The sequence below is a fragment of the Calidifontibacillus erzurumensis genome (assembly GCF_013303125.1).
GTDB classification, from domain to species: Bacteria; Bacillota; Bacilli; order Bacillales; family Bacillaceae_J; genus Calidifontibacillus; species Calidifontibacillus erzurumensis.
In genome coordinates, this window is record NZ_JABTTE010000006.1 from 104,249 (window position 1) to 129,961 (window position 25,713).

Genomic DNA, 25,713 nt, shown 5'->3' on the forward strand with positions numbered 1-25,713 from the left:
TATATATTAAATTGAAAGAATATTTTCTTTCACAATTTTTGTTCCGATAATTTGACCATCATGCACAATTCTTGCATCTTTGCCATTTACTATAATGACTTCTTTAATATTCCCTGTTAATGAATCAATGGCAGCTTTTACTTTTGGCAACATGCCACCATAAATTGTCCCATCTTCAATCATTTCTTCAATTTCTTCTGGCGTCGTTTTCTCAATCAATTTTCCATCTTTCAAAATTCCAGGTACATCAGTTACAAATAAAAGTTGCTCTGCACCAATTGCTTTAGCGATCGCTCCAGCAGCTGTATCAGCATTAATATTGTACCTTTGATCAGCATCATCAACACCGATTGGCGCAATAACTGGAACGAATCCGATCGATATGAGTTCCAGCAGAAACTGAGCGTTAACTTGTTCGATTTCTCCGACATAGCCAAGCTGTTCGAAATTAATCGGTTTTGCTTTTAACAGCTGCCCATCAACACCTGCTAAACCAATTGTTTTAACGCCAGTTTTTTGAAGACGGCCTACAATTGATGTGTTTACTTTACCTGCTAGAACCATTTCAACGACTTCCATCACTTCTGCTGTCGTTTTTCTTAGGCCGTCAACAAATACAGATTCAATATTTAATGAAGCTAGCATTTCGCCGATAGCAGGTCCTCCACCATGGACGATTACCGGCTTTTTGCCTAATTTTATTAAATCGGCAATACTTTCAAAAAATTTATCACTAAGTTGTTCAAGCGTACTGCCGCCACATTTTATTAATACGATATCATTCAAGATTAGCCCTTCCTTTCCAAGAAAAGTAGCTAGAAATTTATCTATAAAAAATTATGATCGATAACTAGCGTTAATCCTTACATAATCATAAGATAGGTCGCATCCCCAAGCCTTACCACGGCCCTCTCCAAGATGGAGATGTACTTTTATAACGACTTCATCCCCTTTTAAATAATTAGTAGCATCCTCTTCAGAAAATGCGATTGGCTGGCTTTCTTTCAACATTTGAATGTCACCAATAAATACATCAACTTTCGTCGGATCCACTTCAACTCCTGCATAACCGACCGCGGCAATAATCCGACCCCAGTTTGCATCCGCACCATGGACAGCCGTTTTTACTAATGAAGAGCCTACGATGCTTTTCGCAATTTTTCCAGCATCTTCATCAGATAGCGCACCTTCAACTTGTACTTCAACAAGCTTCGTTGCTCCTTCTCCATCTCTTGCAATTGCTTTTGCCAAATCTTCGCAAACTTTTTGCAAAGCTCCATAAAAGAGGTCCCAATCAGGATGTGCAGGTGTCAGCGTCTCATTTTCCGCCAAACCATTCGCCATGACAAGCACCATATCATTTGTTGACGTATCGCCGTCAACTGTAATCCTGTTAAATGTTTTGTTCGTAATAGACCGCAAAGCCTCTTGCAAAACATCTGATTCAACCAGTGCATCTGTCGTTACAAACCCAAGCATCGTTGCCATGTTAGGATGAATCATTCCAGAACCTTTCGCAGCACCGGCAACTGTGACTGTCTTGCCGTCCACTTCAATTTCATAACATGTTGTTTTCGGAACAAGGTCAGTTGTCATGATTGCTTTGCTAAAAAGTTCGCCACCTTCTATTGATGAAACAGGTTCTAGAGCCTTGATTCCTGAAAGCATTTGATCCATTGGCATCAATTCACCGATAACGCCGGTTGATGCAACAGCTACATAATGCTCTGGAAGCGAAAACTTCGCTGCTGTTTCTTTCCGAATTGTATAGGCATCTTTTTCACCCTGCTCACCAGTGCATGCATTTGCATTTCCGCTATTGCAAATAATAGCTTGAATTTTTCCTTCTGACTTGATGCTCTCTTTCGTTACTTTTAGAGGAGCTGCTTGAAATTTATTTAATGTATAAACAGCAGCAGCACTCGCAGGTACATCACTAATAATGATGCCTACATCCAATTTGTCTTTTTTACGTATATTGGCGCAAACACCTGTTGCTTTAAAGCCTTTTGGACTTGTAATTCCACCGTTATTGACTTTCTTAATAAGTCCGTTTTTTCCTTCGATCATCACTGTTGGTCTCTCCTTAAAAATAAATGCTAAATTATTTATTACGGATAAACTGGGATAAAATTCAAACCGGTTCTCTCATCTAATCCCATCATAATGTTAAAGTTTTGAATGGCCTGACCGGCAGCACCTTTTACTAAATTATCAATAACAGAAACAACCGTTATTCTTCCTGTTCTTTCATCATATGCTAAACCAATGTCGCAATAATTGGAACCATAAACTTCTTTGGTTGAAGGGAATACCCCTTTTGGCCGTACTCTTACAAAAGGTTTTTCATGATAAGCCTCATAATAAATTTCCAAAAGTTGCTCTGTTGAAAACTCGGATTTTGCTTTCGCATACATCGTTGCCATGATGCCCCTTGTCATTGGGACTAAATGTGTGCTAAAAGTAATTGGCTGAACGGCTTCATTCCATCGCCTTAATGTTTGTTCAATTTCTGGAATATGTTGGTGCTGGTTAACCTTGTATATTTTAAAATTATCGTTCAATTCCGCAAAATGAGTTGCAGCTGATGGTGACCGTCCCGCACCAGAAACGCCTGATTTTGCATCTATTATAAGTGTATCTAATGCAATGAGATCTTGTTGAAGCAACGGAGCGAGCCCAAGAGTTACAGCTGTCGGATAGCAGCCGGGATTCGCTAATATCTCAGCGTTTTGAATCTCTTCTTTAAACCACTCTGGCAGTCCGTACACCGCTTCCTCTAAAATTTCATTTGGAGCTGCGTCCTTTTTATACCACCGTTCATAATCTTCACTATTTTTCAAACGCAAGTCTCCGGATAAATCAATCACCTTTAGACCTTGCTCTTTTAACTGCGGTGTCAGTTTACTAGATATGCCTGAAGGCGTTGCTAAAAAAACGAGGTCAACTTTCTTGGCCATTTCTTCTGGATTAATATCTACTAAGTTATCATTCCAAATATCGTGTAAATGTGGATATGATTCACTATATTTCAACCCTTGCTGAGAAGATGAATGCAATGTAACAATTTCAGCTTCAGGATGATGATTTAATAATCGTATTAATTCTGCTCCCCCATAACCGGTTGCTCCCACAATTGCTACTTTCATCGTTAACCTCCGCTCGAACAATTTTTAAAATTTAGTATTAATTATATAATTGCATAAAAATAAAATCAAATGTATTTTTATTAATTTTTCATTATTTTTTATTCACGAATAATTTCAATGATGCATGAAATTAAGGAGTTTTAGTGAAAAATATCACACCAAAATAATCAAATGAAAATTATAATCAGAAGAGAAGAGAGACACGTGATGAATAATTGATTGTAGATATAAGGAAAGTTTGTTTACTGTTTGTTTATTTTGGGAGGAGGTTCGAAGCGATGTACTTAGAATTTTTAAAGGGGATTATTTTTTTTAAAGACTTGCCAGAACATATTATTCATGCGCTAAGTACAAAGGTAAAAACAGCTAGTTTCAAGAAGGGTGAATATATTTTTCATGAATCAGACGAAGCGAAAGCAATTTTCTTTGTAAAGAGCGGACTTGTGAAAATTAAGAAAATTAATTCACAGGGGAAAGAACTAATTGTTTGCTTAAAACGTGCAGGTGATATTTTTGCCGAAGCATCATTGTTTTGCGAACCAAACACCCTTTACCCTGGTACTGCGCAAACAATTTCTGATACTGAAGTTTTGTATTTATTAACATCTGATTTGGAAGAAGTTATCGCAATGAATCCAGAACTCTCTGTAGAGATGATCCGGTTTATGGGTGCTCAGCTTCGTTCGTTTACCTCCGTTTTGCGTGATATTGCATTATTAGATGTGTATGGAAAAACAGTAAAAACGATCGAACGATTAGCCCGCGAATTCGGAAGCAAAACAGCAAAAGGTGTTAAAATCGAAATCCCATTATCAGTTTCCGAACTGGCCAATATCATAGGCTCAACCCGTGAAAGTGTAAGCCGGGTGCTATCGAAACTAAGAGAACAAGATTTAGTTTCAATGGATGAAAAAAATATTATTATTAATAATTGGTGCGATTTTTGCCAAATGTTCGTTGAAACCGCTGAATATTGATAAGAAAAAATGGAATCCTATGGAAAAGGCGGAACCAAATGATTCCGTCTTTTTCTAACTAATTTTATATAAATAATTATAGACAGTGGTAATACGGTTAATTATTGACTTCAATACCTTTTTCCTTTTAACTATTATTATGTATTATGCACGAAATTTTGGCGAATTTTGCCGAAAGGTGGTTTTCCTATGTTAGAACACCCATTGAAAAAAGAGAATCAAATTCCGGAAAACTTAAAAGAACTATTAAATTCGTCTGATCATACGATGAATATACAAAAAGGAACATTTTTGTTTCAAGAAGGTATGCCAGCAAATGAACTTTACATTTTACGCTCAGGTCGAGTACAAATAAGCAAAATTTCTCAAGATGGCAAAGAATTAACGTTGCGCATTTGTACTGCTGGTGATATTATCGGCGAACTCACTCTTTTTACGAATGAAGCAAAATACCTTCTGAATGCAAAAGTTCTTGAGAGCGGTGAGGTTGCTGTTATTAAAAAAGAATTTTTAGAACAGCAACTTTTAGAAAACAGTGCCCTCGCTTATGAATTTATGAAATGGATGAGCGACCACTTCAGGAGAACTCAAACAAAATTCCGCGATCTTGTTCTTCATGGAAAAAAAGGAGCCCTCTATTCCACATTAATTAGAATGACGAACAGCTATGGTGTTAAACGGGATGATGGCAGCATTTTAATCAATATCCCATTAACAAACCAAGAGCTTGCCAACTTCTGTGGTACTTCACGTGAAAGTGTAAACCGAATGCTCAGTGACCTTAGAAAAGATAATATTATTTCTATTAATAAAGGAAAAATTACAATTCATGACTTAAATTATTTAAAACGTGAAATCAACTGCGAAGATTGCCCACCAGAACTGTGTAACATTGATTAATTTAGAGTTTCGCAATCAGCTAAAGATAAATTCATTTTAACGCAACCATTCATATATGAAAGTGAAGAACATCACTCTAGGGCAAAATATGTAAATAAAAAAGAGCGAATTCCGCTCTTTTTTATTCTCAATGAAATTATTTGAATTACATTTATAATAGTAAGAGACCAATAGCAATAGGAATAAAGCTATATATTAGAATCATTACACAAAATCCCATAATATCACGAATATGCAACCCTGCAATTGCTAATGCAGGCAATGCCCAGAATGGTTGAATCATATTTGTCCAAGCATCTCCCCATGCAACACCCATTGCAGTTTTCGCGATATCTGCATGAATGGCTAAAGCCGCATCGATCATAATTGGTCCTTGAACAGCCCACTGTCCACCACCAGATGGAACAAATATGTTGATGATCCCGCTGCTTAAGAATGAAAAGAAAGGTAAAGTATGCTCGTTTGAAAATGTAAGGAACCATGATGCAATTTGCTCGGAAAGTCCCGATAAAGTAACCATTCCCATAATCCCGGCATAGAACGGGAATTGAATGATGATCCCTCCTGCATTTTTTACCCCGTTTGTCACTGTATTTAAGAATTGCTTCGGTGTTTTGTGCAATAGAATTCCTAAAATCAAGAAAATAAAGTTTACGATATTGATATTTAAATCGAAGCCTTTTGTAACAAAATGATACACGATAAAGCACAAACCTAATATTCCCATCAACATTGAAACAGTTACACTATTTTCAATTTTTTCTGCTGGAGTGGATGGAATGGCCTCTTCTTTTTTAGGAACGGTTTCATCAGGAAATACCCAATGCGAGCGATCTTCGGTTAACGTATTAGAGCTATTCATTAAGAAGCGGTTAAATATTGGAAGTGTTATAACTAAAGCTGCTACAATAAAAAGATTGGTTGGACTAAAAAGTGTTTCGCTTACTGGAATAACTCCCATTTGTTCTTCCAAAAAGTGTCCAGGGGTTGCCACTGTCAATGGAATAGATCCTGAAAATCCTCCATGCCAAACTAAAAATCCACTATAAGCCCCTGCTACTAAAATACGAAAGTCGGCAGATGGTACTTGTCTTGCCACATGGATGGCAAACAGTGCTCCCACAACAAGTCCAAATCCGTAGTTGATTAAACAAGCAATTGATGCGACGAAAGTTACAAGCATGACCGCATGCGCCGGTGTTTTCGCTAATCTACTTAGCCTTACAAGAAAATTTTTAATAACAGGTGCGTTAGCTAGTACATACCCGGTAACTACAACTAAAGTCATTTGCATCGTAAAAGCAAGTAAATCCCAAAATCCTTTACCCCAATACGAAACCATATCTACCGGTCCGTTATTAGTAAACAAAATTCCCAACACAAAAACTATGAAAGTAAGAATAATAGCAAAGATGAAAGCATCTGGGAGAAAACGTTGTACTAAACGGACAAAAAAGTTTGTTAGCGTTTTCATTTTCCTCACTCCTTTCTTATTAACCAATATGTTTTCAACTGCTGAAATATTCCTTTAAACCATTCGCCAAATTTACAGTTAAAAAAAAGTAGTTCGGTTAGGAGTTTTTTAATAATTCACCTAAACTGAACTACTTTTATGAATACATTTTAATTTCATCATTATCTATGTTGATCTACTAAAATTTGATTGCCATCTGGGTCTTCAATGATAAAATAAGCAGGACCTTCGCTTGTTTCATCTGCTTCAGTTAAAAATTTAATACCTTTTTCTTTCAGTTCTTTTTGAATCTCCCGAATGTCTGTAAATGAATCAAGGTTCTGAGCATTTTGATCCCAGCCTGGATTAAAGGTAAGGATGTTCTTTTCAAACATTCCTTGAAACAGCCCAATCACGCAATTTTCATTCTTCATTATTAACCAATTTTGTGTAATTTCTCCTCCAAAAACTTCAAATCCAAGTTTTTCATAAAACGATTTTGAAATATGAATATCTTTAACACTTAAGCTTACAGAAAATGCACCAAGTTTCAATTAATATCATCCTTTTCTAAAGCGTTTTCAAAACCTACATGGACATTATAATCTTTTCACGCTGAACAAGCAAAGTGGACAATTAATGGTTATTTTTTATCCTTTATAAATTAACAGCAAATTGGGAGTGTAATTCTAAAACAAGCAAAATGCGAGAAAAAGCAAAAATAGCGAATTGGAAAACACATCGCTTTCACAATTCGCTTTATTAGAGGAACTTTGTTATATTAATTTGTTACATTTTCTTCTTGCTTTTTACGCAATGCCTTTGGAATGTAAATACAGAATGGTTCGCTTTCCAAATAATCTCCCGTCATGGCATAAGCCCTTGATCTTGAACCGCCACAGACAAAACGGAATTCACAAACACCACATTTTCCTTTATATAAATTAGGATTACGCAATGATTTGAAAATCGGTGATTCGCGATAAATTTCAGCGAGCGGTGTTTCACGTACATTTCCAGCTTTTACTGGTAATAAACCACTTGGATAAACATCGCCGATATGTGAAATAAAGACAAATCCATTGCCGTCATTTACACCTTTTGGAGCTCGGCCTAAGCCATCAATTGAACCGGTTGCCCCTTTCATAAGAGCATCTTCATAGTTGATTTGATCATTGTTGGCCAACTTTTCTCTCATTTTGTTTTGGATGACAACACGGCGATAATGTTGAGCAGCTGTTGTTTTAATATCAAATTTCACACGTTTGCTTAATTGGTAGAGCCAGTTGAACACTTTTTCATGTTCAACAGGGGAAATCATATCTGACTCTTGCCCCCTGCCGGTAGGCACAAGGAAAAATACGCTCCAAAGAACACAATCCAAATCTTCAACAAGCTTGGCCATATCATCTAAAACATCTATATTGTATCTTGAAATTGTCGTATTGATTTGGATTGGAATTTCTAATTCATGTAAATATTTAATAGCATTCATAGTTAAATCAAATGAGCCGCTTACACCGCGGAAGTGATCGTGAATTTCAGCCGTCGGACCGTCAATGCTGAACGCCCATCTTGAAAGTCCCACTTCTTTAGCTTTTTGAATCGCTTCTTTTGTAACATTTGGTGTTGCACTAGGTGTCATCGAAACGCGGACACCTTTCTTAATCGCATACTCCGCTAAATCATACACATCTTCGCGCATGAGCGGATCGCCGCCTGTAAATACAAGCATTGGATTGTTCATATCATAAATTTGATCTATGAGTTTTTTTCCTTCTTCAAATGTTAACTCTCGCGGATCACGATGATATTGCGCTTCTGCCCGGCAATGCAAACATTTTAGTTGACAAGCTCTTGTCAACTCCCATATAACAATAAACGGATCTTTATCATAATCACGATTAAACACGTGAATCACTCCTTTTCCGTAACAACTCTGGTTCCATTGTACAGCTTATAGCGGCTTGTATATGTGATATTTATCACACTTCATTTTTTCTTTTCCTTTAACCATAGACAATATTCACAAATTATTTAAATTATATATATTTTTTATTCAACCTAACTTTGTTAAAATATTATCAAATTAGTTACATGTATGGAATAGAAGGTGAAAATATGATCCCTCCATTATCTGTAAAACAGTTGTTACATAATGTTCCAATTTTCAGGGAACTAACAGATGAAGAGTTGCAATCCATTATCGATATTTCGCAAACAAGACAATTTGATTCAAAAATTCATGTATTTATGCAAGGCGACGTTCAAGACCGGGTGTTTTTTATTCATCACGGAAAAGTTAAAATATATAAAACTGACTTTAATGGCCGCGAACAAATTGTCTCAATATTAAAAGATGGCGACATGTTCCCGCATGTAGGATTTTTCCGCAAAGGTGTATACCCCGCCCATGCTGAAGTTATTGAACCAACAACATTGATTGTAATCCCTATATCTAAATTTGAAGAAATTTTGATAAAATATCCGGAAGTAAGTATTAAAGTGTTTAGAGTACTGGGCGAAAAAATTATTGATTTGCAAAATCGGCTCGAAGAACAAATTTTATCGAACACATACGAACAAATCATTAAACTACTGCTTCGCTTAGCAGATTCCCACGGTAAAAAAATCGATGAAGATGAAAATAAATATTTAATTACTACTCATTTTACAAATCGCGAATTAGCCAATATGATTGGAAGCTCAAGAGAAACAGTTAGCCGCACGTTAAATCAACTTAAGAAAAAACATTTTATTGAATCAGATCCAGATGGACTATTTATCCTTGATGTAGAAAAATTAAAAGACGAATTGTATTAGGATTGCCGTTTCGGCAATCTTTTTTTTAGCTTTAAAAATAGTGATTGATATCACTTTATACTTAGTGATTTATATCACTTTAAACTCCATTGAAAATGGTTATCATAAAGATGTGAACACAACATTGACTTGTTGGAGGTAAGCACCATGAACATGATGCCAGGTCTTGCAAAGACCGAAACAAATATAAAACTTCCTTTTTCATTTATCATATATAGTTTAGTCGCTTTCTCAGCTTCCCAAATTATTTTAGCTTTCAGCGGCGACTTTATGGCAAATGGAGCTTTCCGCATCCCTACCTTATGGATGGTTGCCCATTTCTTATTGTTAGGATGGGCGGTAATGGTTGCAATGGGTGCGATGTACCAGCTCGTTCCTGTTGCTTTTTTAACACCAATTTGGAATGAAACGTTTGGATTTATCCAATTTGCTGTTACTGCTATAGGAATTACAAGTTTTGCATTGTCATTAGCCTTTTTTCCGAAACTCACAATGGTTGCAAGTCTTTTAACAGTTTTCGGAATTTTAATGTTCCTTTTTCAAATGGCAATGACCATGAAAAAACAAGCCGAAAAAAATATAATGACATTATTTGTCGGCACTGCATTAGGATGTTTGCTCTTAACCATTTTGTTAGGAATGGTTCTAGCTGCAAGCGTAAGCGGCCATTTACCACTGTCAAATCATTTGGCAGTTTTAAAAAGCCATATCTTACTTGGGGTGGCCGGTTGGTTTACATTATTAATTTTTGGTTTTTCATATAAAATGGTGCCGATGTTTTCCTTATCCCATGGATTTTCAATGAAATTAAGCAAGCCGATTTATATCATATACATGATTGGTTTGCTCTCGGCAATTATTTCGTTTTGGACGAATATAACACCTGCCTTTCAACTAGGAATGTTGCTGTTATTTGTTTCATTTACGATGTTTGTTTGGAACATGCGGGAAATTATCAATAAACGGTTGAAAAAAAATTTGGATAAACCGTTTATATTCTCATTAATCGCTATTATCATCGGCTGGATCATCCATTTAGTTGCTTTCATAGCATCGTTTATTTCAATGTCACCTTTTGTATTTGGAGTAATCATTTATCTGTATATTTTAGGTTGGATCGTCTTCAGCATTATGGGCTATCTATATAAAATTGTTCCATTTTTATGGTGGACCCATAAATATAGCAAAGAAATGGGAAAACCAAATGTTCCTACTTTAAAACAACTGATGAACGAAAAGCTTGGGGTTATTCTTTTCATCATAAGTTTACAATGTTTTTTAGGGTTTGTCGTTGCATTTTCATATAAGCTTTCATCTTTTTACACAATTATCCAATGCATATTCGCCATCACGGCAGTTGTTTTTAGCTCAACAGTCGTGAATATTCTAAGAAAATAACTTAAGGAGGTTTTTCCCTATGAACAAAAATGAATTAAAGGAAAAAATTTTGAAGGAATTGGAAACTGTCATTGACCCGGAGCTTGGTTTAAATATTGTTGATTTAGGACTCATTTACGATATTAAAATCGATGACGAAAATAATGTCGATATAAAAATGACGTTGACAACACCTGGCTGCCCATTGCATGACAGCATCACAAGCGGGGCCCGCTATGTGCTTGAAGCGATGGAAGAAACAAATCAAGTGAATGTACAGCTTGTTTGGGAGCCTGCATGGACACCTGAGCGTATGAGCGACCGTGCCAAAGAATGGCTAGGTGCAAGATAATAACATTCGCATCTTCTAAATAAAAGTCAATTGGTAGGAGTTTATTCATAGAAAAAAATTTCTCGCTTACCCAAAAGTGGGAAGTTAGATAATATTTAATACATTTAGGAGTGATTGAACATGAGTCAAGGTACTGGAAAAGTTGTGGAGTTAGATGTGCGAGAAGATATTAAAAATAAGCTTGAACCATTTCAAAAAATTATGAATGCTATTAAAGATTTAAAAGAATCCGGAGATACTTTTATTTTACATGCGCCTTTCAAACCAACTCCGCTTTTAGGTGTATTAAAAGCGAAAGGGTTCTCTAATAATCCTGAACAAATTGCAGAAGATCATTGGAAAGTAACATTTGTTAAAAAGTAAGGAGAATGAATAATGAGATTAGACAATCGCGGACTTGAACCACCTCAACCAATGATGAGAACCCTTGCTGCCCTTGAACAATTGCCTGATGATGAGGAATTGATTATTAATAACGACCGCCGACCAATGTTTCTTTATCCTGAACTAGAAGAGCGGGGATACACACACGAAACGATTCAACTTGAAGATGGAAGTTATCAAATTACGATCCGTAAAAAAAAGTAAAATAAAAATGCGAATTGAGAAAACGATAAGTTTCGTTTTCCAATTCGCATTTTCTTTTTAATTTGGTAGATCCCCGCTTCTATTAAGAATGCAAGCCATGCCACAACTTTTATTAGCGATCGTATGGATTACGATTCAAATCCCCTTACATTTTGCAGTTCGATTTTGTATGACAGGTATTTTCCAATTCACAGCCTGCGCATTTTCCTTTTTTACTATTTTTTATATACCGTACAAGTGCCCAACTAGCGTATCCAAAAATTGCAGCGCCGATGATAATATTAACGAGCATTAAATCTCTTCCTTTCAGGAAAATAATAGGCAGGATGATCGTTTTAATTAAATCCGAGTAGTCTGCCTACTTGATAAATAATAAAGCAAAGGATATAAGCTAATACAAGGGCATATCCGATTGCAATCATTGTCCATTTCCATGAACCAGTTTCTTTTTGAATCGTTGCTGTCGTTGCTAAACATGGAATATAAAGCAACACAAATACCATAAACGTAAACGCTGATAACGGTGTAAAAGCATTAGCTAACAATCCTTGCAGGGATTCAACATCTGGCACATGATAGATAATATTCATTGTTGAAACGACTACTTCTTTTGCAAAAAATCCTGTTAATAAAGAAGCGCCAGCTTGCCATGTACCAAAACCGAGCGGTTCAAGAAGCGGTGCGAATACAGCGCCGATTGAAGCTAAATAGCTGGCATCCATTTCAACAGCTAATCCACCAGGACCGGCATATGTCAAAAGCCAGATGATAACCGAACCTGCAAAAATAAATGTACCCGCTTTTCGTATAAAACCTTTTCCTTTATCCCAAGTACTTCTAGCCAATGTTTGAAACTGCGGCATCCGATAGGGAGGCAACTCAATAACAAACACCGAAGTTTCACTTTTTAATACGAACCGAGAAAAAATTTTTCCTATAATAAAAGCCATAATAATACCTAATACATAAAGACTAAGAACAACCGCTGCTTGATGGGATACAAAAAAGGCACCCACAAATAAAGCATATACTGGTAAACGGGCTGAACAGGACATTAAAGGAGTGAGCAAAATGGTTAGTAATCGCTCTTTCGGTTGCTCAATCGTTCTTGCTGCCATTACACCAGGAACATTACATCCAAACCCAATAATCATAGGAATAAAAGCTTTCCCATTCAATCCAATCGTTTCCATTATTCGATCCATTACTAATGCTACGCGAGCCATATAGCCCGAATCTTCTAGCAACGAAATGAAAAAGAATAAAATAAAAATTTGAGGTACAAATACTAATACACCGCCGACACCGGTTACGATTCCTTCAAGTATTAAAGCTTGAATAAATTCAGATGCACCTATGCTTATTAATCCTTTAGAAAGCCAATCTGTTAATGGACCTGAAAAAAAGGCATCTAACGCATCAGATAGAGGAAAACCAAGCCAGTTGAATGTCAACATAAACATTAAATACATAAAGGATAAAAAAATCGGTATGCCAAAAATTTTATGGGTAACTATAGCATCAACCCGCTCTGTTAAAGGACGTTTCCCTAGCCCTTTCCTTTCCGTCGCACCGGAAATCACTTTTTCAATAAACGCTCTGCGTACATTAAAAATCGCTTGATAAAGCGACTTCCCTTCCCCTTTTTCAATTAATTTTTCTTCTGCTTCTTTTAAAAGCTGATCTAATTCATCCGATTCTATAAAGCTTTTTAAATAATCGTAGACCGCTTTATTTCCTTCATAAAATTGGATGGCCAACCATCTTAAAGGTGGAAGCTTTATATTTTCTGGTAAAGAATTTTTTTTACGATTAATAATCGCACATAGTTTGTCAATAGCGTTTTCAATGACAGTCCCGTAATATAAGCGAAGAGGTTTCACATCTTCACCAGAGATAGAAACAATCTCTTTATTTAATTCGTCACAACCTTTACCGGTACGTGCAATGATCGGAACGATTTTTACCCCAAGCTGACCAGCTAAAAGTTTTTCATCTATGATGATGCCACGATTTTTTGCAACATCGATCATATTTAAACCGATAATTAGCGGCTTACCGAACTCAAGCAATTGAACAGTTAATTGCAAGTTCCTTTCAAGTTGAGAGGCATCAACTATATTTAATATTTCAGAAAAACTTTCGTATAATAGAAAGTTTGTAACAACTTTCTCATCTTTCGAAATCGGATTTAGTGAATAGACTCCTGGTAAATCAATGAGATGCCCTTGTTTATTTCGAAGCAACCCAACTTTTTTTTCTACAGTCACTCCGCTCCAATTGCCAACATATTCATAAGAACCTGTTAAACTATTGAAAAGCGAAGTTTTTCCTGTATTGGGATTTCCAAAAAGCGCAATTTCAATCATGCTTTTTCAACCCGTATTAATGCAGCTTCTTGATGCCGGATACCAACATATTGGCCGGAAATTTCAATCATACAAGGGCCGCCAAAAGGCATCTTATTTTTAAAATGGATTTCAACACCTTCATTGATTCCCATATCTATTAATCTTCTTTTCACTAATTCACTAACATTCGAAAAATCTTGAATTCTAGCTTTTTCACCTTGTTGTAAATCCGATAATACCAAGGTTCATCCCCCTCAGTTAGAAAATGAAAATTATTCTCATAATTAATTTTAAAAAAAAATATACATTTTTACCATATAAATTTTATTTATTCACAAAACATTAATATTTATGCGAAACAAGGGAAAAGTTCCCTTGTTTCGATTAACCTCCACTAACTGGAGGAATAAATGCTACCGTATCCCCATCTTTTAATTCAACTTGATCATCGGCATATTCTTCATTCACTGCAACCATCACTGACTGAAGAAGCAAATTATATTTTTCAGCGACTTTTTTTCGCAATTCCCCTACCGATATTGGCACGTCAGTCCATATGATTTCACGTGAACCGATTGCTTCTTGAAGGTGGGCAAAAAGCAATATTTTAATCATCAACAAGGTCCTCCTTTTCCGGCTTGCCGGAAGGGTATACTTTTGTTTCAAGCTGATTTCCGATCCACTGTTCCCCGTCTTCCCAATGTTCTTTTTTCCAAATAGGAACAATTTCTTTTATTCGTTCGATCGCATAACGACTTGCTTCAAATGCATGATCACGATGAGGTGTGGAAACGGCAATTACAACTGCAATATCTGATATTTCGAGTCTACCAATTCGATGGGTAATTGCAACTTTAGCATCTGGCCACCGTTTTTGAATTTCACCGCCAATTTCTTCTAACTTTTTTACTGCCATCGTTTCATAAGCTTCGTATTCTAAATAAAGTGTTTTTTTTCCATTCGTTAATTCTCTTACGATCCCAATAAATGTATTAACGGCTCCAGCTTCAGGGCGTATTACTTTTTTGGTCACTTCTTCAATTGAGATTGGGTCTTTTGTTATAAAAAATAATGGTTCATTCAAATGAATCGATCCTTTCAAAATAGGATATGATCCAAGCTATATAATCATTCTCATCATCAATATGGAAGGCTGGAACTCCTATTATTTCTGGATGAAATGGCTTATACCAACAAATTACAGCTTTAATATTTGTTAACTGCTTAAGTAGGACTTCATCTTCCTTTGTGCGCAATAAAACGATTTTTGGATAAGGTTCTTGTTTATATCCTTCAATTAGGATAATATCAAGCGGCCACTGATTATAAGCTGATACGATTTTCTCTAGCGTCCAACCTTGCCGATTAAACGCCTGAATTTGCAACAAACCATCACCTTCTACACTGACGAAGGCTGCACCCGCCTTACGGTGCTTGTCCGTATCTTTTCCAACATCGAAGGTTTTCGGAAATCCACCGTGTCCATGATGTTTGATCGTTCCTATGGTGAATCCTTTATTCGTTAAAGATGCAATGAGTTTTTCCATCAAAGTTGTTTTACCGCTGTTTTGATAACCGACAATCTGTAAAACACGCTCAATTTTTTTCTCTTCATTTCCGTTCCAATTCATTTTTCAACACCATTCAGTTGGCTCGGCTCTAATTCCAAGGCCACTCGCTTCCCTTTTCATTTTCAAGGAGTAGTACTTCCACTTCATCCCCTACACTAAACCCGCGTGTACCGCCAGGCAAAATCATTAAAGAATCACAATCAATTAATGATGTAACGACATTTGATTTATCAAGGCCTGATGGTTCAACAAGCAACTTGCCCTCTTCGAAAATTAATTTACTTCGAACAAAGCGGGTAAATGGGTTTGCTTTTGGAAAGTCTGCATGTAATGTTGCCTTCACTTTTTGTAAATGAGGCCGTTTCGAATGGAACCAATATCGAATAATTGGTCTTGCAAACAATTCAAAACCGACAAAACAAGCAGAAGGGTTTCCAGATAAGCCAAACAACAGCTTCCCATTATATTCGGCAACAGTTGTAACACTACCTGGCCTCATTGCAATTTTGTTAAATAATACGCTCGCCCCTAATTTTTTATAGATTTCAGGAAGATAATCATAATCACCGACAGAAACTCCACCTGTAGTAATTAGGAAATCTACTTCTGATAAGGCATTTTTTATCGCTTGAAAACATGTCTCTAAATCATCTTCCAGTTTTCCAAAATATTTAGCTTCTGCACCTGTCCGGTATATTTGCGAAGTAATCATATAGGCATTGCTATTACGGATTTTTCCAGGGGTAAGCTCTTCATCAACATCCAACAGCTCTGTACCGGTCGCATAAAGACCGATGATTGGTTTTTTAACGACAGGAACTTGAGCGTATCCGAAAGTAGCCAATACAGCTTTGATTCCTGGATTAATACGTCTCCCCTCTTCAACGAGAACCGTTCCTTTTTTCGTCTCGGTTCCTTGATATGATACATTGTCTCCGATTTTAAACGGGCGTTTGATCACCATGAAACGCTTGCCATCTTTTTCTATTTCTTTCGTTAGTTCAAGCATGACAACGGCATTGGCGCCTTTTGGCATTTGTGCACCCGTCATTATTCGAACCGCTTGAAATGGCTTTACTTCTTTGACAGCTACTTGCCCTGCACCAATTTCTTCAATCACTTCAAATTCAACTGGGTTTGATTGTGATGCATGAAATGAATCTTCAGCTCTTATTGCAAAGCCATCATATGGAGAGCGGTCAAAGGGCGGAACATCATGGCTGGCAATTATATCATCACCTAAATATCTTTGATCACATTGATCGATAGAAATATATTCAATTTCTCCTCTAGCAGCATATTTCATCACATGATGTACTGCTTCTTGGACTGGAATTGGATCTCTTTTCTCTAACATGTTTTGTCCCTCCTTTATAGGACATCCCCCCGCCATGTTCATTCTAAAGAACAGAAAAAGTCATGACAGTGATGAAAGTCACGATTTATTAACATTCGTTTTGTTAAATATACAGAAAAACTCCATTTGTAGCCGCTTTTAAATAATAAAAAAAGTTCAAAAACGGCCATAAATAGAGTTTGTTCACATTATGATAATGTTAATACTTCATATTGGCTGGATAACTCAATAAACTTATCCATGCTGCTAATTTTTCCAGCACTTAATTTTTCTGTAACTCCGTAATAATCGGCACAAGTTTTGCAAGCCAACACTTCCACACCTTGGCTTTCAAGTTCTTTTAAATGAACGGATATTAATGATTCGTCCGTCATTGTGAATACACCACGGTTCATACAAAAAATTGCTTTCGGCTTTTTCTCTTTTTGTTTTAACAAAGTAAAAAAGGTTTCTAAAATTCCTTCCCCTAATTGTTGATCACCGCGTCCAAGCCGATCAGACAATACTAAAATCACTTTATTTTCCATACATATTTCCCCTACTGTTTAGTCTGGAATTCCTAAAGCAATTTTTGCGTAACGAGACATGCGATCTTTCGTCCATGGTGGACTCCAAACAATTTTTACAATCGTTTCTTTAATTTCAGGTAAATCCGCTAATACACTTTTGACTTGGCTTTCAATAGAGCCAGCTAACGGACATCCCATTGATGTTAACGTCATCTCAACCGTTAATACTCCATTTTCATCTAAATCAAGTCCATATATTAAACCTAAATTAACAATATCGACACCTAGTTCAGGATCGAGTACATTTTCTAATGCACCAAGTATATTTTCTTCTAAAGCTTTATCCATTTAAAACGACTCCTTTCTTTCTGTCTGTTCGCCTTTATTATAGCGAAAAACGACACAGGATAAAAATGATTCAAATCACTTTAAACAAATAAAAGAAGCATTGATAATTCTACTTATGAATAGAATTACTATTAACATCCTACCATATTTCTAGACAAAAATTTGGAATAAACCTACACTAATAGTAAGAAACATGAAATGAGCGGCTATTATGCAACATTTGGACGGAGTTCTGTTGCATTGCGAAGATTTTGAACGGCTTGCCGCTAAACAATAGCTAAATTTTTCAGAAAGGACTTGACACATTGAAACCACATTTAATTGCGATTGATCTTGATGGAACATTGCTAAGAGACAACAAAACAATTTCTGATCGAACTTTAAAAACGGTTAAAAAAGTTCAGGAAATGGGCCATCACGTCATGATTGCCACCGGCAGACCTTATCGTGCAAGTCGAATTTATTATCAACAGCTAGGGTTGAATACACCAATTGTCAATTATAACGGCGCATACATTCATCACCCAAAAGATCGCACTTGGGGAACTTTTCATTCACCAATGCCTTTAAATATCGCGAAAAAAGTAATTGATACTTGCCATAAATACAATATTAGAAATATTATGGCGCAAGTTAAAGACCGTGTCTTTCTGCAAAATCATGATGAAGCAATTATGGAATTCATTTCCTTTGGTAATCCTAAAATCAAAACTGGCCATGTACGGGAAAACTTAAAAAATGATCCAACATCCATTTTAATTCATTCAAGAGAAGAAGAAATCGATACGATTCGTAAAACTTTATCTGAAGAAGTCGGTGATTTTATTGAACACAGGACTTCGGGCTCCCCATGGAATATTATTGAAATTATTAAAGCAGGAATAAATAAAGCAGTCGGTGTAAAAAAAGTGGCGGATACTTATCAAATTCCACGAGAACGAATATTAGCATTTGGAGACGAAGATAATGATCTGGAAATGCTCAAATTTGCTAAATTCGGTATTGCCATGGGAAATGCCATCGATCTAGTGAAAGAAGCTGCCCACGACATTACAAAAACGAATGAAGAGGATGGAATCGCCGACTATTTGGAAAAGTTTTTTAAACTTTAGCTTTTGCATAACTATCCTCAATATGAATCAAAATAAGAGCAAGTCAGTGAATGACTTGCTTTTTCTTTTTTTCGAAGTGCCATTTGACTCTTGTTAGGGGGAAGTTTCATGAGCAAAAAAAGTAAATCGAAACGCTTTTACCAGCAAAGTGCAGATGCGATCCAAAGGTACCATGAACGAATCCCTTATTATACAACGTTAGCTGAAGCTGAAGAAAGACAGCGTAAACAGGAAGAACAAATGGAATCTTCACTTGGAGGCCAATAATTATGGGAAATAAATTATTCCAATTAGCAAGAGATGCGGTTTACGAAGCAGAAGTTTCTGCTCAATCTGAAGGAGCTGAAACTGTCGTAGAAAAAATAAATAAAGCGAAAAATGCTCTTTCATCAGCTTTTGCAAATTCAAATTTTGCAGAACACCAGCAGCTGCAAGAATTACAACAAAGGCTTGAAGAAATCGAAAACCGATTCTGTTAAAAAAAGCGCCTGAAAAAGGCGCTTCCACTTTATTACAATTTACTTTTCACTTGTTTAATATGTGAAATACCTGAAGCTAATTTTTGATCAACGATTTCTGCATCTTCAATATGTTTCATAATTGCATCATTTACTTCAGCAAAAATGTCTGTAGTTACGCTAATTTCTTCCATTACATCCTCGCTATATTCCTTTTGAACTTTAATCGTTTCGATGGCATCATTTACTTCATGTTGAACGGTTTGAATGACCTTTTCAATCTCATCAATCTTTTCAGTCGTTTTCGAACTTAAATCGATACCTTCTCTAACAAATAAAATACTTTTTTCATTAGCTTTTAATGCTTGGTCAATCTCATGCTGAATTTTTTTCGTTAGTTCACTGATATTTTTCGTGCTATTGGCAGTATTTTCAGCTAATTTCCGAACTTCACTAGCAACAACTGCAAAGCCTTTACCATGCTCCCCTGCACGGGCTGCTTCTATCGATGCATTCAGCGCAAGCAAATTGGTCTGTTCAGCAATATCAGTAATGACTTTTACAATGTCTTCAATCTCTTTTGAACGAATACCTAGTTGCGTCATGCTTGCAGAAGTTTCTTTCGATTGCTCCCCTAATTGTTTGATTAGTGTTTCAACTTTGCAAACAGACTCGCGTCCTTCTTTAGATTTTTGCACCATTTCTGTTGTAGATTCAATCAATACTTGTCCTTTTTCAGCCATCGTAGAAGCAATTTCGTTCGACTGTTCACTAATTCTATTTACTTTATCAAACCGTTCTTTAATTTTCTTAACAAAATCCGCTAGAAGATGATGCTGATCATTGACCATTTCATGTTGTTGAACGGTTTCTGTTAATTCCTGGAAAAGGCTATCTAATAATTCTTCAATATCTTTTTTAGAATATTTATTTTCCTCTAAATATTTTAATTGGTCTTTTAATCTATCATTTTCTGCTTTTAGTTGTTCGATCAGTTTTCTTTGGCCAAACATCAAATTACCCTCCTCGGTTGCATGAGCGGACCTACTAGTTGTTAAACTCATCCAATTTGATAAATAGTTCATTGTTGGTCGATTGATCATCTATTTTTTCATACAATTCCAACGTAAGTGCACCTTTTTGAGGCAAATTTTCTTCTGGAATTGAAAGGTTTATTGTAAACGTCTCCCAAACTCCTTTAGCATTTGAAAGCTCCACTTTCATTTCTTCGACAATATAATCATGTCCGTCCTCTACCGTATAGTAAAAGATACCGGCACTTGTATTCGCTTCACCTTGGACAACATAATCTCCATTCTTTCCTGAAACTTCAATATTGCGGAAAGCACTATTTTCTACCTGATCAGTCCGAGCTTCTTCTTCAATTTCTTGCGCATCAACTGTTTCTACTTCTTTTGGTGTTTCAATCACAGAAGCAGATTGCTGCCCCTCTCTATTTACAACATTTTCCTTCTCTCCTGTTCCACAAGCGGACATGAGCAAAACTGCGGATAATAGTACATAAAAACGAATTTTTTTCACAGTTGTCCACTCCTTTCCAGCAACTTTTTATTCATTCATAAAGCCACTAATTTTTTTACTTAAATAAATGAAAAATATAATCACTCAATACTATATTAATTCAAAAACTTGTTTTACGCACCCCTATAATATTAAAAACATTTTACAAAAAATATATATTTTCAAAATATCTGATGACAATCATTTTTTTATAAGCATAAAACAGTCTTCAAAGCAAAAACTAATGAAAGAAAGAAAAAGGAAGGTGTATTGGAATGCAGCCATGGAATTCAATTGAAAAAGATAATGACAAAAAGCCACAAGACAATAATGCTAAACGGCAAAAGAAGAATGAAATGCGCGAAAAAAACCGACAGGCTGGAAAACACCAATTTTCTAAAGAAACAGACCATTTATAAATCAAAAAAGGGGGCGACACAAATTGTTGCCCCCAAAAATTTTAAAATGTTAGTGTAGCCGTTCATGGTTGAACGGACATTTTTATTTATCTGTTTTGAAATAAGTCCATCCTTCTTCTTGATACACTTTTCCTTCTTTCATCAATTTCCCTAAAGCACGTTTAAATGCTCCTTTACTCATTCCAAATCTTGCTTCAATATCATCTGGGTGGCTTTTATCCCAATATGGCATCGCTCCGTGGCGTGTTTCCATATAGGCGAGAATTTTTTCCGCATCAGAATGTATAGCCTCATGTTTTCGAGGGAGTAAAGAAACGTTAATCGTACCATCCTCTTTTACGCCAATGACGCGGCCTGAAACTTTTTCCCCAATGCGCGGCTCTTCTTTCCGTTCGCTCCGATGAATAAATCCGAGATAGCCATCAGATGTAAAAATAGAAGAACCTGCATACAAGGTGCGATAAATCGTTCCTGTTATGTTTTTATTAAACAAAGATTGATCGGCTTTTTTAGCAATGGATTTAAAATCATCCTCTTTTGCAAGTTTCACAAATAAACGGCCGTTATTGCCAAGTTTTAATGTACAGTATATTTCATCGCCCACTTGGGGCCAAACTTCTTCCAAAGGAGGCAAATCATCTTTCGCAAGTAACATACCTTTTGAAATGCCAATATTTACAAATACTCCTAATTTTTGATGAACTTCCTCCACTTTACCCCAGCCGAACGATTCTATAGTAATGGATGGCAGTTTCATCGTTGCTGCCAATCTTCCTTGGCCGTCTTGATAAATAAAAACTTCAATTTCTTCATTTTCCATGAGTTCTTTTTGTTTCATTTCATTTTGATGAAGCAAAATTTCTTGTTGACCATTTGTAAGGAAATACCCAAACGGAGCTTGATGGGACACTTTTAATTTCATAATCGTGCCCGGTTTTATTTTTTCCATTGATTTCCCTGCCTTTTTATGATGTATTTTTTCCAACATTCATGCCCACTATGTTGCATTTTACCTTTATTTCATAGAAAATAAAAGCAATACCGTTAAATTCTGGAGGGATTCATAATGGCATCTGAAAGTTCATTTGATATAGTTTCAAAAGTAGACACACAAGAAGTGTCCAATGCTGTTACGATGGCAATGAAAGAAATTAAAAACCGTTATGATTTCAAAGGAAGCAAAAGCGATATTACATTGGAAAAAGATGAACTAGTTCTCGTTTCTGATGATGAGTTTAAGCTTGAGCAGTTAAAAGATGTACTTATCGGTAAGTTAATAAAAAGAAATGTACCAACGAAAAATATTAACTACGGAAAAATTGAACCTGCCTCTGGTGGTACGGTACGACAACGGGCAAAACTCGTTCAAGGAATCGATAAAGAAAATGCGAAAAAAATTAATACGATCATCAAAGATTTAAAACTGAAAGTAAAATCGCAAATTCAAAATGACCAAATTCGCGTCTCCGGGAAAAGCAAAGATGATTTACAAAAAGTGATCGCAGCGATCAGAAGCGCTGATTTGCCAATCGATCTCCAATTTATCAATTATCGATAATATTATTGTTGACTTTCCTTTTCAATTATTTTATTTTTATACCCATAAGGGTAATTAGAGAATGTGTGTGAATAAAGCACACTTTGAGGAGGCATCAACAAATTGAAGAAAAAAATTATTATCGTTGGTGGAGTTGCTGGTGGGGCTACAACTGCTGCTCGGCTAAGGCGTCTTGATGAAGATTCACAAATTATCATGTTTGAAAAAGGTGAACACATTTCATTTGCCAACTGCGGACTTCCTTATTACATAGGCGGGGTCATTGAAAAACGAGAGAAGCTGTTCGTACAAACGGTTGAAGGCATGTCCAGTAAATTTAACATGGACATTCGAAATTTGAGTGAAGTCATTAAAATTAATCGAGAGAAAAAAACCGTCTCGGTGAAAAATTTAAGAACTGGAGAAATTTATGATGAAAGTTATGATTATTTAGTCTTATCACCTGGGGCAAGGCCGGTCATACCTTCTATTCCGGGGATTGATACAGCTAATAACTTGCTTACTCTCCGCAACGTGAAAGATACCGATGCGATTAAAAACTTTATCGACGACAATAAGCCAGAAAAAGCGGTTGTCATTGGCGGGGGTTTTATCGGCGTTGAAATGGCGGAAAACTTGCACGAACTTGGAATAAAAGTCACTTTAATTGAAATGGCCAACCAAATTTTAGCGCCATTTGATTTTGAAATGGCATCTATTTTACACAAATCAATGATTGAAAAAGGACTAAAATTGATCCTTGAAGATGGTGTTCAATCATTTGAAAATAACGGAACAAAAGTGATTTTAAATAGCGGCAAAGAAATAGATACTGATTTAATTATTTTGGCTATCGGTGTCCGCCCTGAAAGCGAACTCGCCGCTGACTGCGGTCTTGAAATAGGTCCCCGCGGCCACATCATTGTCAATGAATACCTAGAGACAAGTGATCCATCGATATATGCAATTGGTGATGCCATCGAAGTTCTTGATTATATAAATGGAAAACCGACCGCCATTCCACTCGCTTGGCCAGCTAACCGCCAAGGACGAATTGTTGCTAATAATATTTATGGAAAAAAAGAAAAATATAAAGGCACGCTCGGAACATCGGTTGTAAAAGTTTTTGATTTTACAGCAGCAAGCACAGGAAATAATGAAAAAACATTGAAAAGAATAGGAATTCATGATTATGAAGTGATTCATATTCATCCTGGGTCACACGCCGGCTATTATCCTGGGGCTAGTCAAATCTCACTGAAACTCATTTTTGATAAAAAGTCAGGAAAAATTTATGGTGCCCAAGCGATAGGTAAAAATGGGGTTGATAAGCGGATTGACGTCATTGCAACAGCTATTAAAGGCGGATTAACGGTTCTCGATTTACCAGATTTAGAGTTAGCCTATGCTCCGCCTTATTCATCAGCTAAAGATCCCGTAAATATGGCAGGTTATGTTGCATCCAACATCATCGAAAATGCTGTTGAAACTATACAATGGTATGAAATTGATAAAATCGTAGAAAACGGCGGATTTTTAGTAGATGTACGCAATCCGGGAGAACTAAAACTAGGTTTTATAAAAGGAGCTGTAAATATTCCGCTTCCTGAATTGCGAAATCGACTTAATGAACTCCCGAAAGATCAAACGATTTATGTCTATTGTCAAGTTGGCTTGCGCGGTTATTTAGCTGCAAGAATTTTAACGTTAAATGGATTTAAAGCAGTGAACTTAGATGGAGGCTGGAAAACGTATTCTTCAGTCTATGGCAACGAAGGAAGCAACAATCTTCATATAAAAACGGATGATTCAGGCGTTGCTCATTTTGATTGTACTGGGAACCCGATGAAATGAGCAAATGAGTCATAATGGTGCAGCTTCATAGCTGTACCACCTTTTTATTTTCAAATTAACTTTTTTTTCTTTTTTTTCAATATTATGTCATTTTCTGTGATCAATTTCACATCGTACATTTGAAATAAAAATTAATATTTTACTAATAAAAAATAATGGGGAACGTACGATGAAAGCAACTGATTCTGATATTCAAATGGAACAACTTTATTTATTAATTGAAGAAAAACGGAACCAAATGATTCGCATTGGGTTGCAATACGGATTTACAGATGAAAAAACTGTCGTTGCAAGCCAACAGTTGGACAAGCTTATTCATCAAGCGATTTTAATGAAAAAATTAATGAAACAAGATTAATGTCAGTTGATAAAAAAGTCTGTTAAAGTATTCACCTTTAACAGACCATTTTGTTTTACCGGTCTCTTTGGACCCAAACTGATTCAAATCATGGGGTAAAGTCACCTGTTTTTTTACGGACTCATGTTGGTCCGAGGGGCTGTTCCCTACCTTCTTTCACTTCTACTAAAAATGGTCGTACAAACCTCTGCTCTGGTCTGTACTACTACTGTTAGTATGTTTTATTTAGAAATAATTTACATTCCGAAAGAACCCAAGTAATAACCGGAATACTAATAGAAATAACAGCAGTAAGAGGATAATACTTCGTTAGATACGTACCTATATAGTGGTGATGATTATGAATATTTGTAAATGAATAAATTATTACCGATAGGCCAATCGCCAAATGAATCAACCATTTTGCTCTTTCGTTCGGCAAAATATTTCTAACTCCTTGATAAATTGAAATGTGTAAAATCGAAGCACGAATGATGCTCCCGAATACCATTACCGTAATCCCAAATATATCAAAGCGTTCAATAAAACCGAATGATACTAATCGGATAATACCCTGTGCAGGATATACGAGATTCTTTGAAAATTCCTCCCCAAAGATTGCAAGTACACCTGTCACAGTACCTAGAAACATAAAAGTCATGAAAAGGACGATTAATGTATTTGTAAAAAAAATTGATTTAGACTTTTCTACTCCCTTTT

General features: G+C 36.1%; 33 protein-coding genes. 14 read left to right on the plus strand and 19 right to left on the minus strand.

The features are described from left to right. Positions 1-6: 6 nt before the first annotated feature. The 3 genes from argB to argC are packed head-to-tail and all read right to left on the minus strand — an operon-like array spanning position 7 to position 3,149. Positions 7-786: an acetylglutamate kinase gene (gene argB, locus HR057_RS06835; protein WP_173730685.1), complete on the minus strand. Its 780-nt coding sequence runs from the start codon at positions 784-786 to the stop codon at positions 7-9. Between the two features lie 51 nt (positions 787-837). Beyond that, positions 838-2,070, minus strand: coding sequence for a bifunctional glutamate N-acetyltransferase/amino-acid acetyltransferase ArgJ (gene argJ, locus HR057_RS06840; protein WP_173730686.1), 1,233 nt, complete (start codon positions 2,068-2,070; stop codon positions 838-840). 41 nt (positions 2,071-2,111) lie between these two features. Beyond that, positions 2,112-3,149 carry an N-acetyl-gamma-glutamyl-phosphate reductase gene (gene argC / locus HR057_RS06845; protein WP_173730687.1) on the minus strand — a complete coding sequence of 346 codons (1,038 nt, stop codon included), beginning with the start codon at positions 3,147-3,149 and terminating at the stop codon, positions 2,112-2,114. Between the two features lie 278 nt (positions 3,150-3,427). Here argC and HR057_RS06850 point away from each other — a divergent pair, with 278 nt between their 5' ends. Beyond that, positions 3,428-4,126, plus strand: coding sequence for a Crp/Fnr family transcriptional regulator (locus HR057_RS06850; RefSeq protein WP_173730688.1), 699 nt, complete (start codon positions 3,428-3,430; stop codon positions 4,124-4,126). 204 nt (positions 4,127-4,330) lie between these two features. Next, positions 4,331-5,026 (plus strand): Crp/Fnr family transcriptional regulator, encoded by a 696-nt coding sequence (locus HR057_RS06855; protein ID WP_374724183.1) that lies wholly within the window; start codon positions 4,331-4,333, stop codon positions 5,024-5,026. Positions 5,027-5,177: 151 nt separating this feature from the next. Here the strand turns inward: HR057_RS06855 and HR057_RS06860 are convergent, their stop codons facing one another. From HR057_RS06860 to HR057_RS06870, 3 genes are all read right to left on the minus strand, one after another. Next, positions 5,178-6,500, minus strand: coding sequence for a short-chain fatty acid transporter (locus HR057_RS06860; RefSeq protein ID WP_173730690.1), 1,323 nt, complete (start codon positions 6,498-6,500; stop codon positions 5,178-5,180). A gap of 161 nt (positions 6,501-6,661) precedes the next feature. Beyond that, on the minus strand, positions 6,662-7,033 hold the full coding sequence (locus HR057_RS06865; RefSeq protein ID WP_173730691.1) for a VOC family protein: 372 nt from the start codon (positions 7,031-7,033) through the stop codon (positions 6,662-6,664). Positions 7,034-7,260: 227 nt separating this feature from the next. After that, complete coding sequence (locus tag HR057_RS06870; protein WP_173730692.1) at positions 7,261-8,391, minus strand: TIGR04053 family radical SAM/SPASM domain-containing protein; 1,131 nt, start codon at positions 8,389-8,391, stop codon at positions 7,261-7,263. 209 nt (positions 8,392-8,600) lie between these two features. On the opposite strand from HR057_RS06870, the gene HR057_RS06875 reads away from it, so the two are divergent. From HR057_RS06875 to HR057_RS06895, 5 genes are all read left to right on the plus strand, one after another. Beyond that, entirely contained in the window at positions 8,601-9,302 is a 702-nt protein-coding gene (locus HR057_RS06875; RefSeq protein ID WP_173730693.1) for a Crp/Fnr family transcriptional regulator, read from the plus strand. Positions 9,303-9,449: 147 nt separating this feature from the next. Continuing rightward, complete coding sequence (locus tag HR057_RS06880) at positions 9,450-10,700, plus strand: heme-copper oxidase family protein (protein ID WP_173730694.1); 1,251 nt, start codon at positions 9,450-9,452, stop codon at positions 10,698-10,700. 19 nt (positions 10,701-10,719) lie between these two features. Next, positions 10,720-11,031: a metal-sulfur cluster assembly factor gene (locus tag HR057_RS06885; protein WP_173730695.1), complete on the plus strand. Its 312-nt coding sequence runs from the start codon at positions 10,720-10,722 to the stop codon at positions 11,029-11,031. 120 nt (positions 11,032-11,151) lie between these two features. Further along, positions 11,152-11,394 carry a DUF2249 domain-containing protein gene (locus tag HR057_RS06890; protein WP_173730696.1) on the plus strand — a complete coding sequence of 81 codons (243 nt, stop codon included), beginning with the start codon at positions 11,152-11,154 and terminating at the stop codon, positions 11,392-11,394. A 12-nt stretch (positions 11,395-11,406) separates the two neighbouring features. Then, a complete protein-coding gene (locus HR057_RS06895; protein ID WP_173730697.1) occupies positions 11,407-11,619 on the plus strand; it encodes a DUF2249 domain-containing protein in 213 nt (70 codons plus the stop codon). Between the two features lie 145 nt (positions 11,620-11,764). On the opposite strand, the gene HR057_RS06900 is transcribed toward HR057_RS06895, so the two are convergent. The 9 genes from HR057_RS06900 to HR057_RS06940 all read right to left on the minus strand — a co-directional run bounded on the left by HR057_RS06900 (position 11,765) and on the right by HR057_RS06940 (position 17,755). Further along, positions 11,765-11,911, minus strand: a complete 147-nt coding sequence (locus tag HR057_RS06900) for a FeoB-associated Cys-rich membrane protein (protein ID WP_173730698.1) — start codon at positions 11,909-11,911, stop codon at positions 11,765-11,767. Positions 11,912-11,954: 43 nt separating this feature from the next. Next, positions 11,955-13,988: a ferrous iron transport protein B gene (gene feoB / locus HR057_RS06905; RefSeq protein WP_173730699.1), complete on the minus strand. Its 2,034-nt coding sequence runs from the start codon at positions 13,986-13,988 to the stop codon at positions 11,955-11,957. Beyond that, the gene (locus HR057_RS06910; RefSeq protein WP_173730700.1) at positions 13,985-14,212 is read right to left on the minus strand and encodes a FeoA family protein; all 228 of its coding nucleotides are present in this window, start codon (positions 14,210-14,212) and stop codon (positions 13,985-13,987) included. Before HR057_RS06910 ends, feoB begins: the two co-directional genes overlap by 4 nt. A gap of 142 nt (positions 14,213-14,354) precedes the next feature. Next, positions 14,355-14,585, minus strand: coding sequence for a molybdopterin converting factor subunit 1 (gene moaD, locus HR057_RS06915; RefSeq protein WP_173730701.1), 231 nt, complete (start codon positions 14,583-14,585; stop codon positions 14,355-14,357). Beyond that, positions 14,578-15,054: a molybdenum cofactor biosynthesis protein MoaE gene (locus HR057_RS06920; protein ID WP_173730702.1), complete on the minus strand. Its 477-nt coding sequence runs from the start codon at positions 15,052-15,054 to the stop codon at positions 14,578-14,580. The genes moaD and HR057_RS06920 overlap by 8 nt, the downstream gene beginning before the upstream one ends. After that, a complete protein-coding gene (mobB, locus tag HR057_RS06925; RefSeq protein ID WP_173730703.1) occupies positions 15,047-15,601 on the minus strand; it encodes a molybdopterin-guanine dinucleotide biosynthesis protein B in 555 nt (184 codons plus the stop codon). The genes HR057_RS06920 and mobB overlap by 8 nt, the downstream gene beginning before the upstream one ends. 28 nt (positions 15,602-15,629) lie before the next feature. Continuing rightward, positions 15,630-16,898 (minus strand): molybdopterin molybdotransferase MoeA, encoded by a 1,269-nt coding sequence (locus HR057_RS06930; RefSeq protein WP_173730704.1) that lies wholly within the window; start codon positions 16,896-16,898, stop codon positions 15,630-15,632. 188 nt (positions 16,899-17,086) lie between these two features. Next, a complete protein-coding gene (locus HR057_RS06935) occupies positions 17,087-17,425 on the minus strand; it encodes a DsrE family protein (RefSeq protein WP_173730705.1) in 339 nt (112 codons plus the stop codon). 18 nt (positions 17,426-17,443) lie between these two features. Continuing rightward, positions 17,444-17,755: a metal-sulfur cluster assembly factor gene (locus HR057_RS06940; protein WP_173730706.1), complete on the minus strand. Its 312-nt coding sequence runs from the start codon at positions 17,753-17,755 to the stop codon at positions 17,444-17,446. A 305-nt stretch (positions 17,756-18,060) separates the two neighbouring features. On the opposite strand from HR057_RS06940, the gene HR057_RS06945 reads away from it, so the two are divergent. The 3 genes from HR057_RS06945 (at position 18,061) to HR057_RS06955 (ending at position 19,346) form a co-directional block, all read left to right on the plus strand. Further along, positions 18,061-18,867: a Cof-type HAD-IIB family hydrolase gene (locus HR057_RS06945; RefSeq protein WP_173730707.1), complete on the plus strand. Its 807-nt coding sequence runs from the start codon at positions 18,061-18,063 to the stop codon at positions 18,865-18,867. 108 nt (positions 18,868-18,975) lie between these two features. Further along, complete coding sequence (locus HR057_RS06950; protein WP_173730708.1) at positions 18,976-19,134, plus strand: hypothetical protein; 159 nt, start codon at positions 18,976-18,978, stop codon at positions 19,132-19,134. Between the two features lie 2 nt (positions 19,135-19,136). Then, the gene (locus tag HR057_RS06955; RefSeq protein WP_173730709.1) at positions 19,137-19,346 is read left to right on the plus strand and encodes a DUF3813 domain-containing protein; all 210 of its coding nucleotides are present in this window, start codon (positions 19,137-19,139) and stop codon (positions 19,344-19,346) included. 32 nt (positions 19,347-19,378) lie between these two features. Here HR057_RS06955 and HR057_RS16980 read toward each other — a convergent pair whose 3' ends face one another. Both HR057_RS16980 and HR057_RS06965 read right to left on the minus strand, forming a co-directional pair. Beyond that, positions 19,379-20,338, minus strand: coding sequence for a methyl-accepting chemotaxis protein (locus HR057_RS16980; RefSeq protein WP_173730710.1), 960 nt, complete (start codon positions 20,336-20,338; stop codon positions 19,379-19,381). Positions 20,339-20,372: 34 nt separating this feature from the next. Further along, on the minus strand, positions 20,373-20,867 hold the full coding sequence (locus tag HR057_RS06965) for a hypothetical protein (RefSeq protein WP_173730711.1): 495 nt from the start codon (positions 20,865-20,867) through the stop codon (positions 20,373-20,375). 254 nt (positions 20,868-21,121) lie between these two features. On the opposite strand from HR057_RS06965, the gene HR057_RS06970 reads away from it, so the two are divergent. Then, positions 21,122-21,265 carry a DUF3941 domain-containing protein gene (locus HR057_RS06970; RefSeq protein WP_173730712.1) on the plus strand — a complete coding sequence of 48 codons (144 nt, stop codon included), beginning with the start codon at positions 21,122-21,124 and terminating at the stop codon, positions 21,263-21,265. 82 nt (positions 21,266-21,347) lie between these two features. Here the strand turns inward: HR057_RS06970 and HR057_RS06975 are convergent, their stop codons facing one another. Next, positions 21,348-22,214: a CvfB family protein gene (locus HR057_RS06975; protein ID WP_173730713.1), complete on the minus strand. Its 867-nt coding sequence runs from the start codon at positions 22,212-22,214 to the stop codon at positions 21,348-21,350. A 117-nt stretch (positions 22,215-22,331) separates the two neighbouring features. On the opposite strand from HR057_RS06975, the gene HR057_RS06980 reads away from it, so the two are divergent. From HR057_RS06980 to HR057_RS06990, 3 genes are all read left to right on the plus strand, one after another. Next, positions 22,332-22,823, plus strand: coding sequence for a YajQ family cyclic di-GMP-binding protein (locus HR057_RS06980; RefSeq protein WP_173730714.1), 492 nt, complete (start codon positions 22,332-22,334; stop codon positions 22,821-22,823). A 102-nt stretch (positions 22,824-22,925) separates the two neighbouring features. After that, positions 22,926-24,656 (plus strand): CoA-disulfide reductase, encoded by a 1,731-nt coding sequence (gene cdr, locus HR057_RS06985; RefSeq protein WP_173730715.1) that lies wholly within the window; start codon positions 22,926-22,928, stop codon positions 24,654-24,656. 169 nt (positions 24,657-24,825) lie between these two features. After that, entirely contained in the window at positions 24,826-25,014 is a 189-nt protein-coding gene (locus HR057_RS06990; RefSeq protein ID WP_173730716.1) for an aspartyl-phosphate phosphatase Spo0E family protein, read from the plus strand. Between the two features lie 211 nt (positions 25,015-25,225). Here HR057_RS06990 and HR057_RS06995 read toward each other — a convergent pair. Further along, a partial coding sequence (locus tag HR057_RS06995) for a GerAB/ArcD/ProY family transporter (RefSeq protein WP_173730717.1) occupies positions 25,226-25,713 on the minus strand: 488 nt, incomplete at its 5' end.

What these genes read in the sequence shown, in the direction of transcription:
- argC (WP_173730687.1), bottom strand. Translation starts at nt 3,149, where the DNA reads ATGAAAGTAGCAATTGTGGGAGCAACCGGTTATGGGGGAGCAGAATTA.
- HR057_RS06860 (WP_173730690.1), bottom strand. Translation starts at nt 6,500, where the DNA reads ATGAAAACGCTAACAAACTTTTTTGTCCGTTTAGTACAACGTTTTCTC.
- HR057_RS06890 (WP_173730696.1), top strand. Translation starts at nt 11,152, where the DNA reads ATGAGTCAAGGTACTGGAAAAGTTGTGGAGTTAGATGTGCGAGAAGAT.
- HR057_RS06970 (WP_173730712.1), top strand. Translation starts at nt 21,122, where the DNA reads ATGCAGCCATGGAATTCAATTGAAAAAGATAATGACAAAAAGCCACAA.
- feoB (WP_173730699.1), bottom strand. Translation starts at nt 13,988, where the DNA reads ATGATTGAAATTGCGCTTTTTGGAAATCCCAATACAGGAAAAACTTCG.
- HR057_RS06990 (WP_173730716.1), top strand. Translation starts at nt 24,826, where the DNA reads ATGAAAGCAACTGATTCTGATATTCAAATGGAACAACTTTATTTATTA.
- HR057_RS06955 (WP_173730709.1), top strand. Translation starts at nt 19,137, where the DNA reads ATGGGAAATAAATTATTCCAATTAGCAAGAGATGCGGTTTACGAAGCA.
- HR057_RS06950 (WP_173730708.1), top strand. Translation starts at nt 18,976, where the DNA reads ATGAGCAAAAAAAGTAAATCGAAACGCTTTTACCAGCAAAGTGCAGAT.
- HR057_RS06875 (WP_173730693.1), top strand. Translation starts at nt 8,601, where the DNA reads ATGATCCCTCCATTATCTGTAAAACAGTTGTTACATAATGTTCCAATT.
- HR057_RS06885 (WP_173730695.1), top strand. Translation starts at nt 10,720, where the DNA reads ATGAACAAAAATGAATTAAAGGAAAAAATTTTGAAGGAATTGGAAACT.
- HR057_RS06940 (WP_173730706.1), bottom strand. Translation starts at nt 17,755, where the DNA reads ATGGATAAAGCTTTAGAAGAAAATATACTTGGTGCATTAGAAAATGTA.
- HR057_RS06850 (WP_173730688.1), top strand. Translation starts at nt 3,428, where the DNA reads ATGTACTTAGAATTTTTAAAGGGGATTATTTTTTTTAAAGACTTGCCA.
- HR057_RS06980 (WP_173730714.1), top strand. Translation starts at nt 22,332, where the DNA reads ATGGCATCTGAAAGTTCATTTGATATAGTTTCAAAAGTAGACACACAA.
- HR057_RS06900 (WP_173730698.1), bottom strand. Translation starts at nt 11,911, where the DNA reads ATGCTCGTTAATATTATCATCGGCGCTGCAATTTTTGGATACGCTAGT.
- HR057_RS16980 (WP_173730710.1), bottom strand. Translation starts at nt 20,338, where the DNA reads ATGTTTGGCCAAAGAAAACTGATCGAACAACTAAAAGCAGAAAATGAT.
- HR057_RS06880 (WP_173730694.1), top strand. Translation starts at nt 9,450, where the DNA reads ATGAACATGATGCCAGGTCTTGCAAAGACCGAAACAAATATAAAACTT.
- moaD (WP_173730701.1), bottom strand. Translation starts at nt 14,585, where the DNA reads ATGATTAAAATATTGCTTTTTGCCCACCTTCAAGAAGCAATCGGTTCA.
- HR057_RS06935 (WP_173730705.1), bottom strand. Translation starts at nt 17,425, where the DNA reads ATGGAAAATAAAGTGATTTTAGTATTGTCTGATCGGCTTGGACGCGGT.
- argJ (WP_173730686.1), bottom strand. Translation starts at nt 2,070, where the DNA reads ATGATCGAAGGAAAAAACGGACTTATTAAGAAAGTCAATAACGGTGGA.
- HR057_RS06975 (WP_173730713.1), bottom strand. Translation starts at nt 22,214, where the DNA reads ATGGAAAAAATAAAACCGGGCACGATTATGAAATTAAAAGTGTCCCAT.
- HR057_RS06895 (WP_173730697.1), top strand. Translation starts at nt 11,407, where the DNA reads ATGAGATTAGACAATCGCGGACTTGAACCACCTCAACCAATGATGAGA.
- HR057_RS06930 (WP_173730704.1), bottom strand. Translation starts at nt 16,898, where the DNA reads ATGTTAGAGAAAAGAGATCCAATTCCAGTCCAAGAAGCAGTACATCAT.
- mobB (WP_173730703.1), bottom strand. Translation starts at nt 15,601, where the DNA reads ATGAATTGGAACGGAAATGAAGAGAAAAAAATTGAGCGTGTTTTACAG.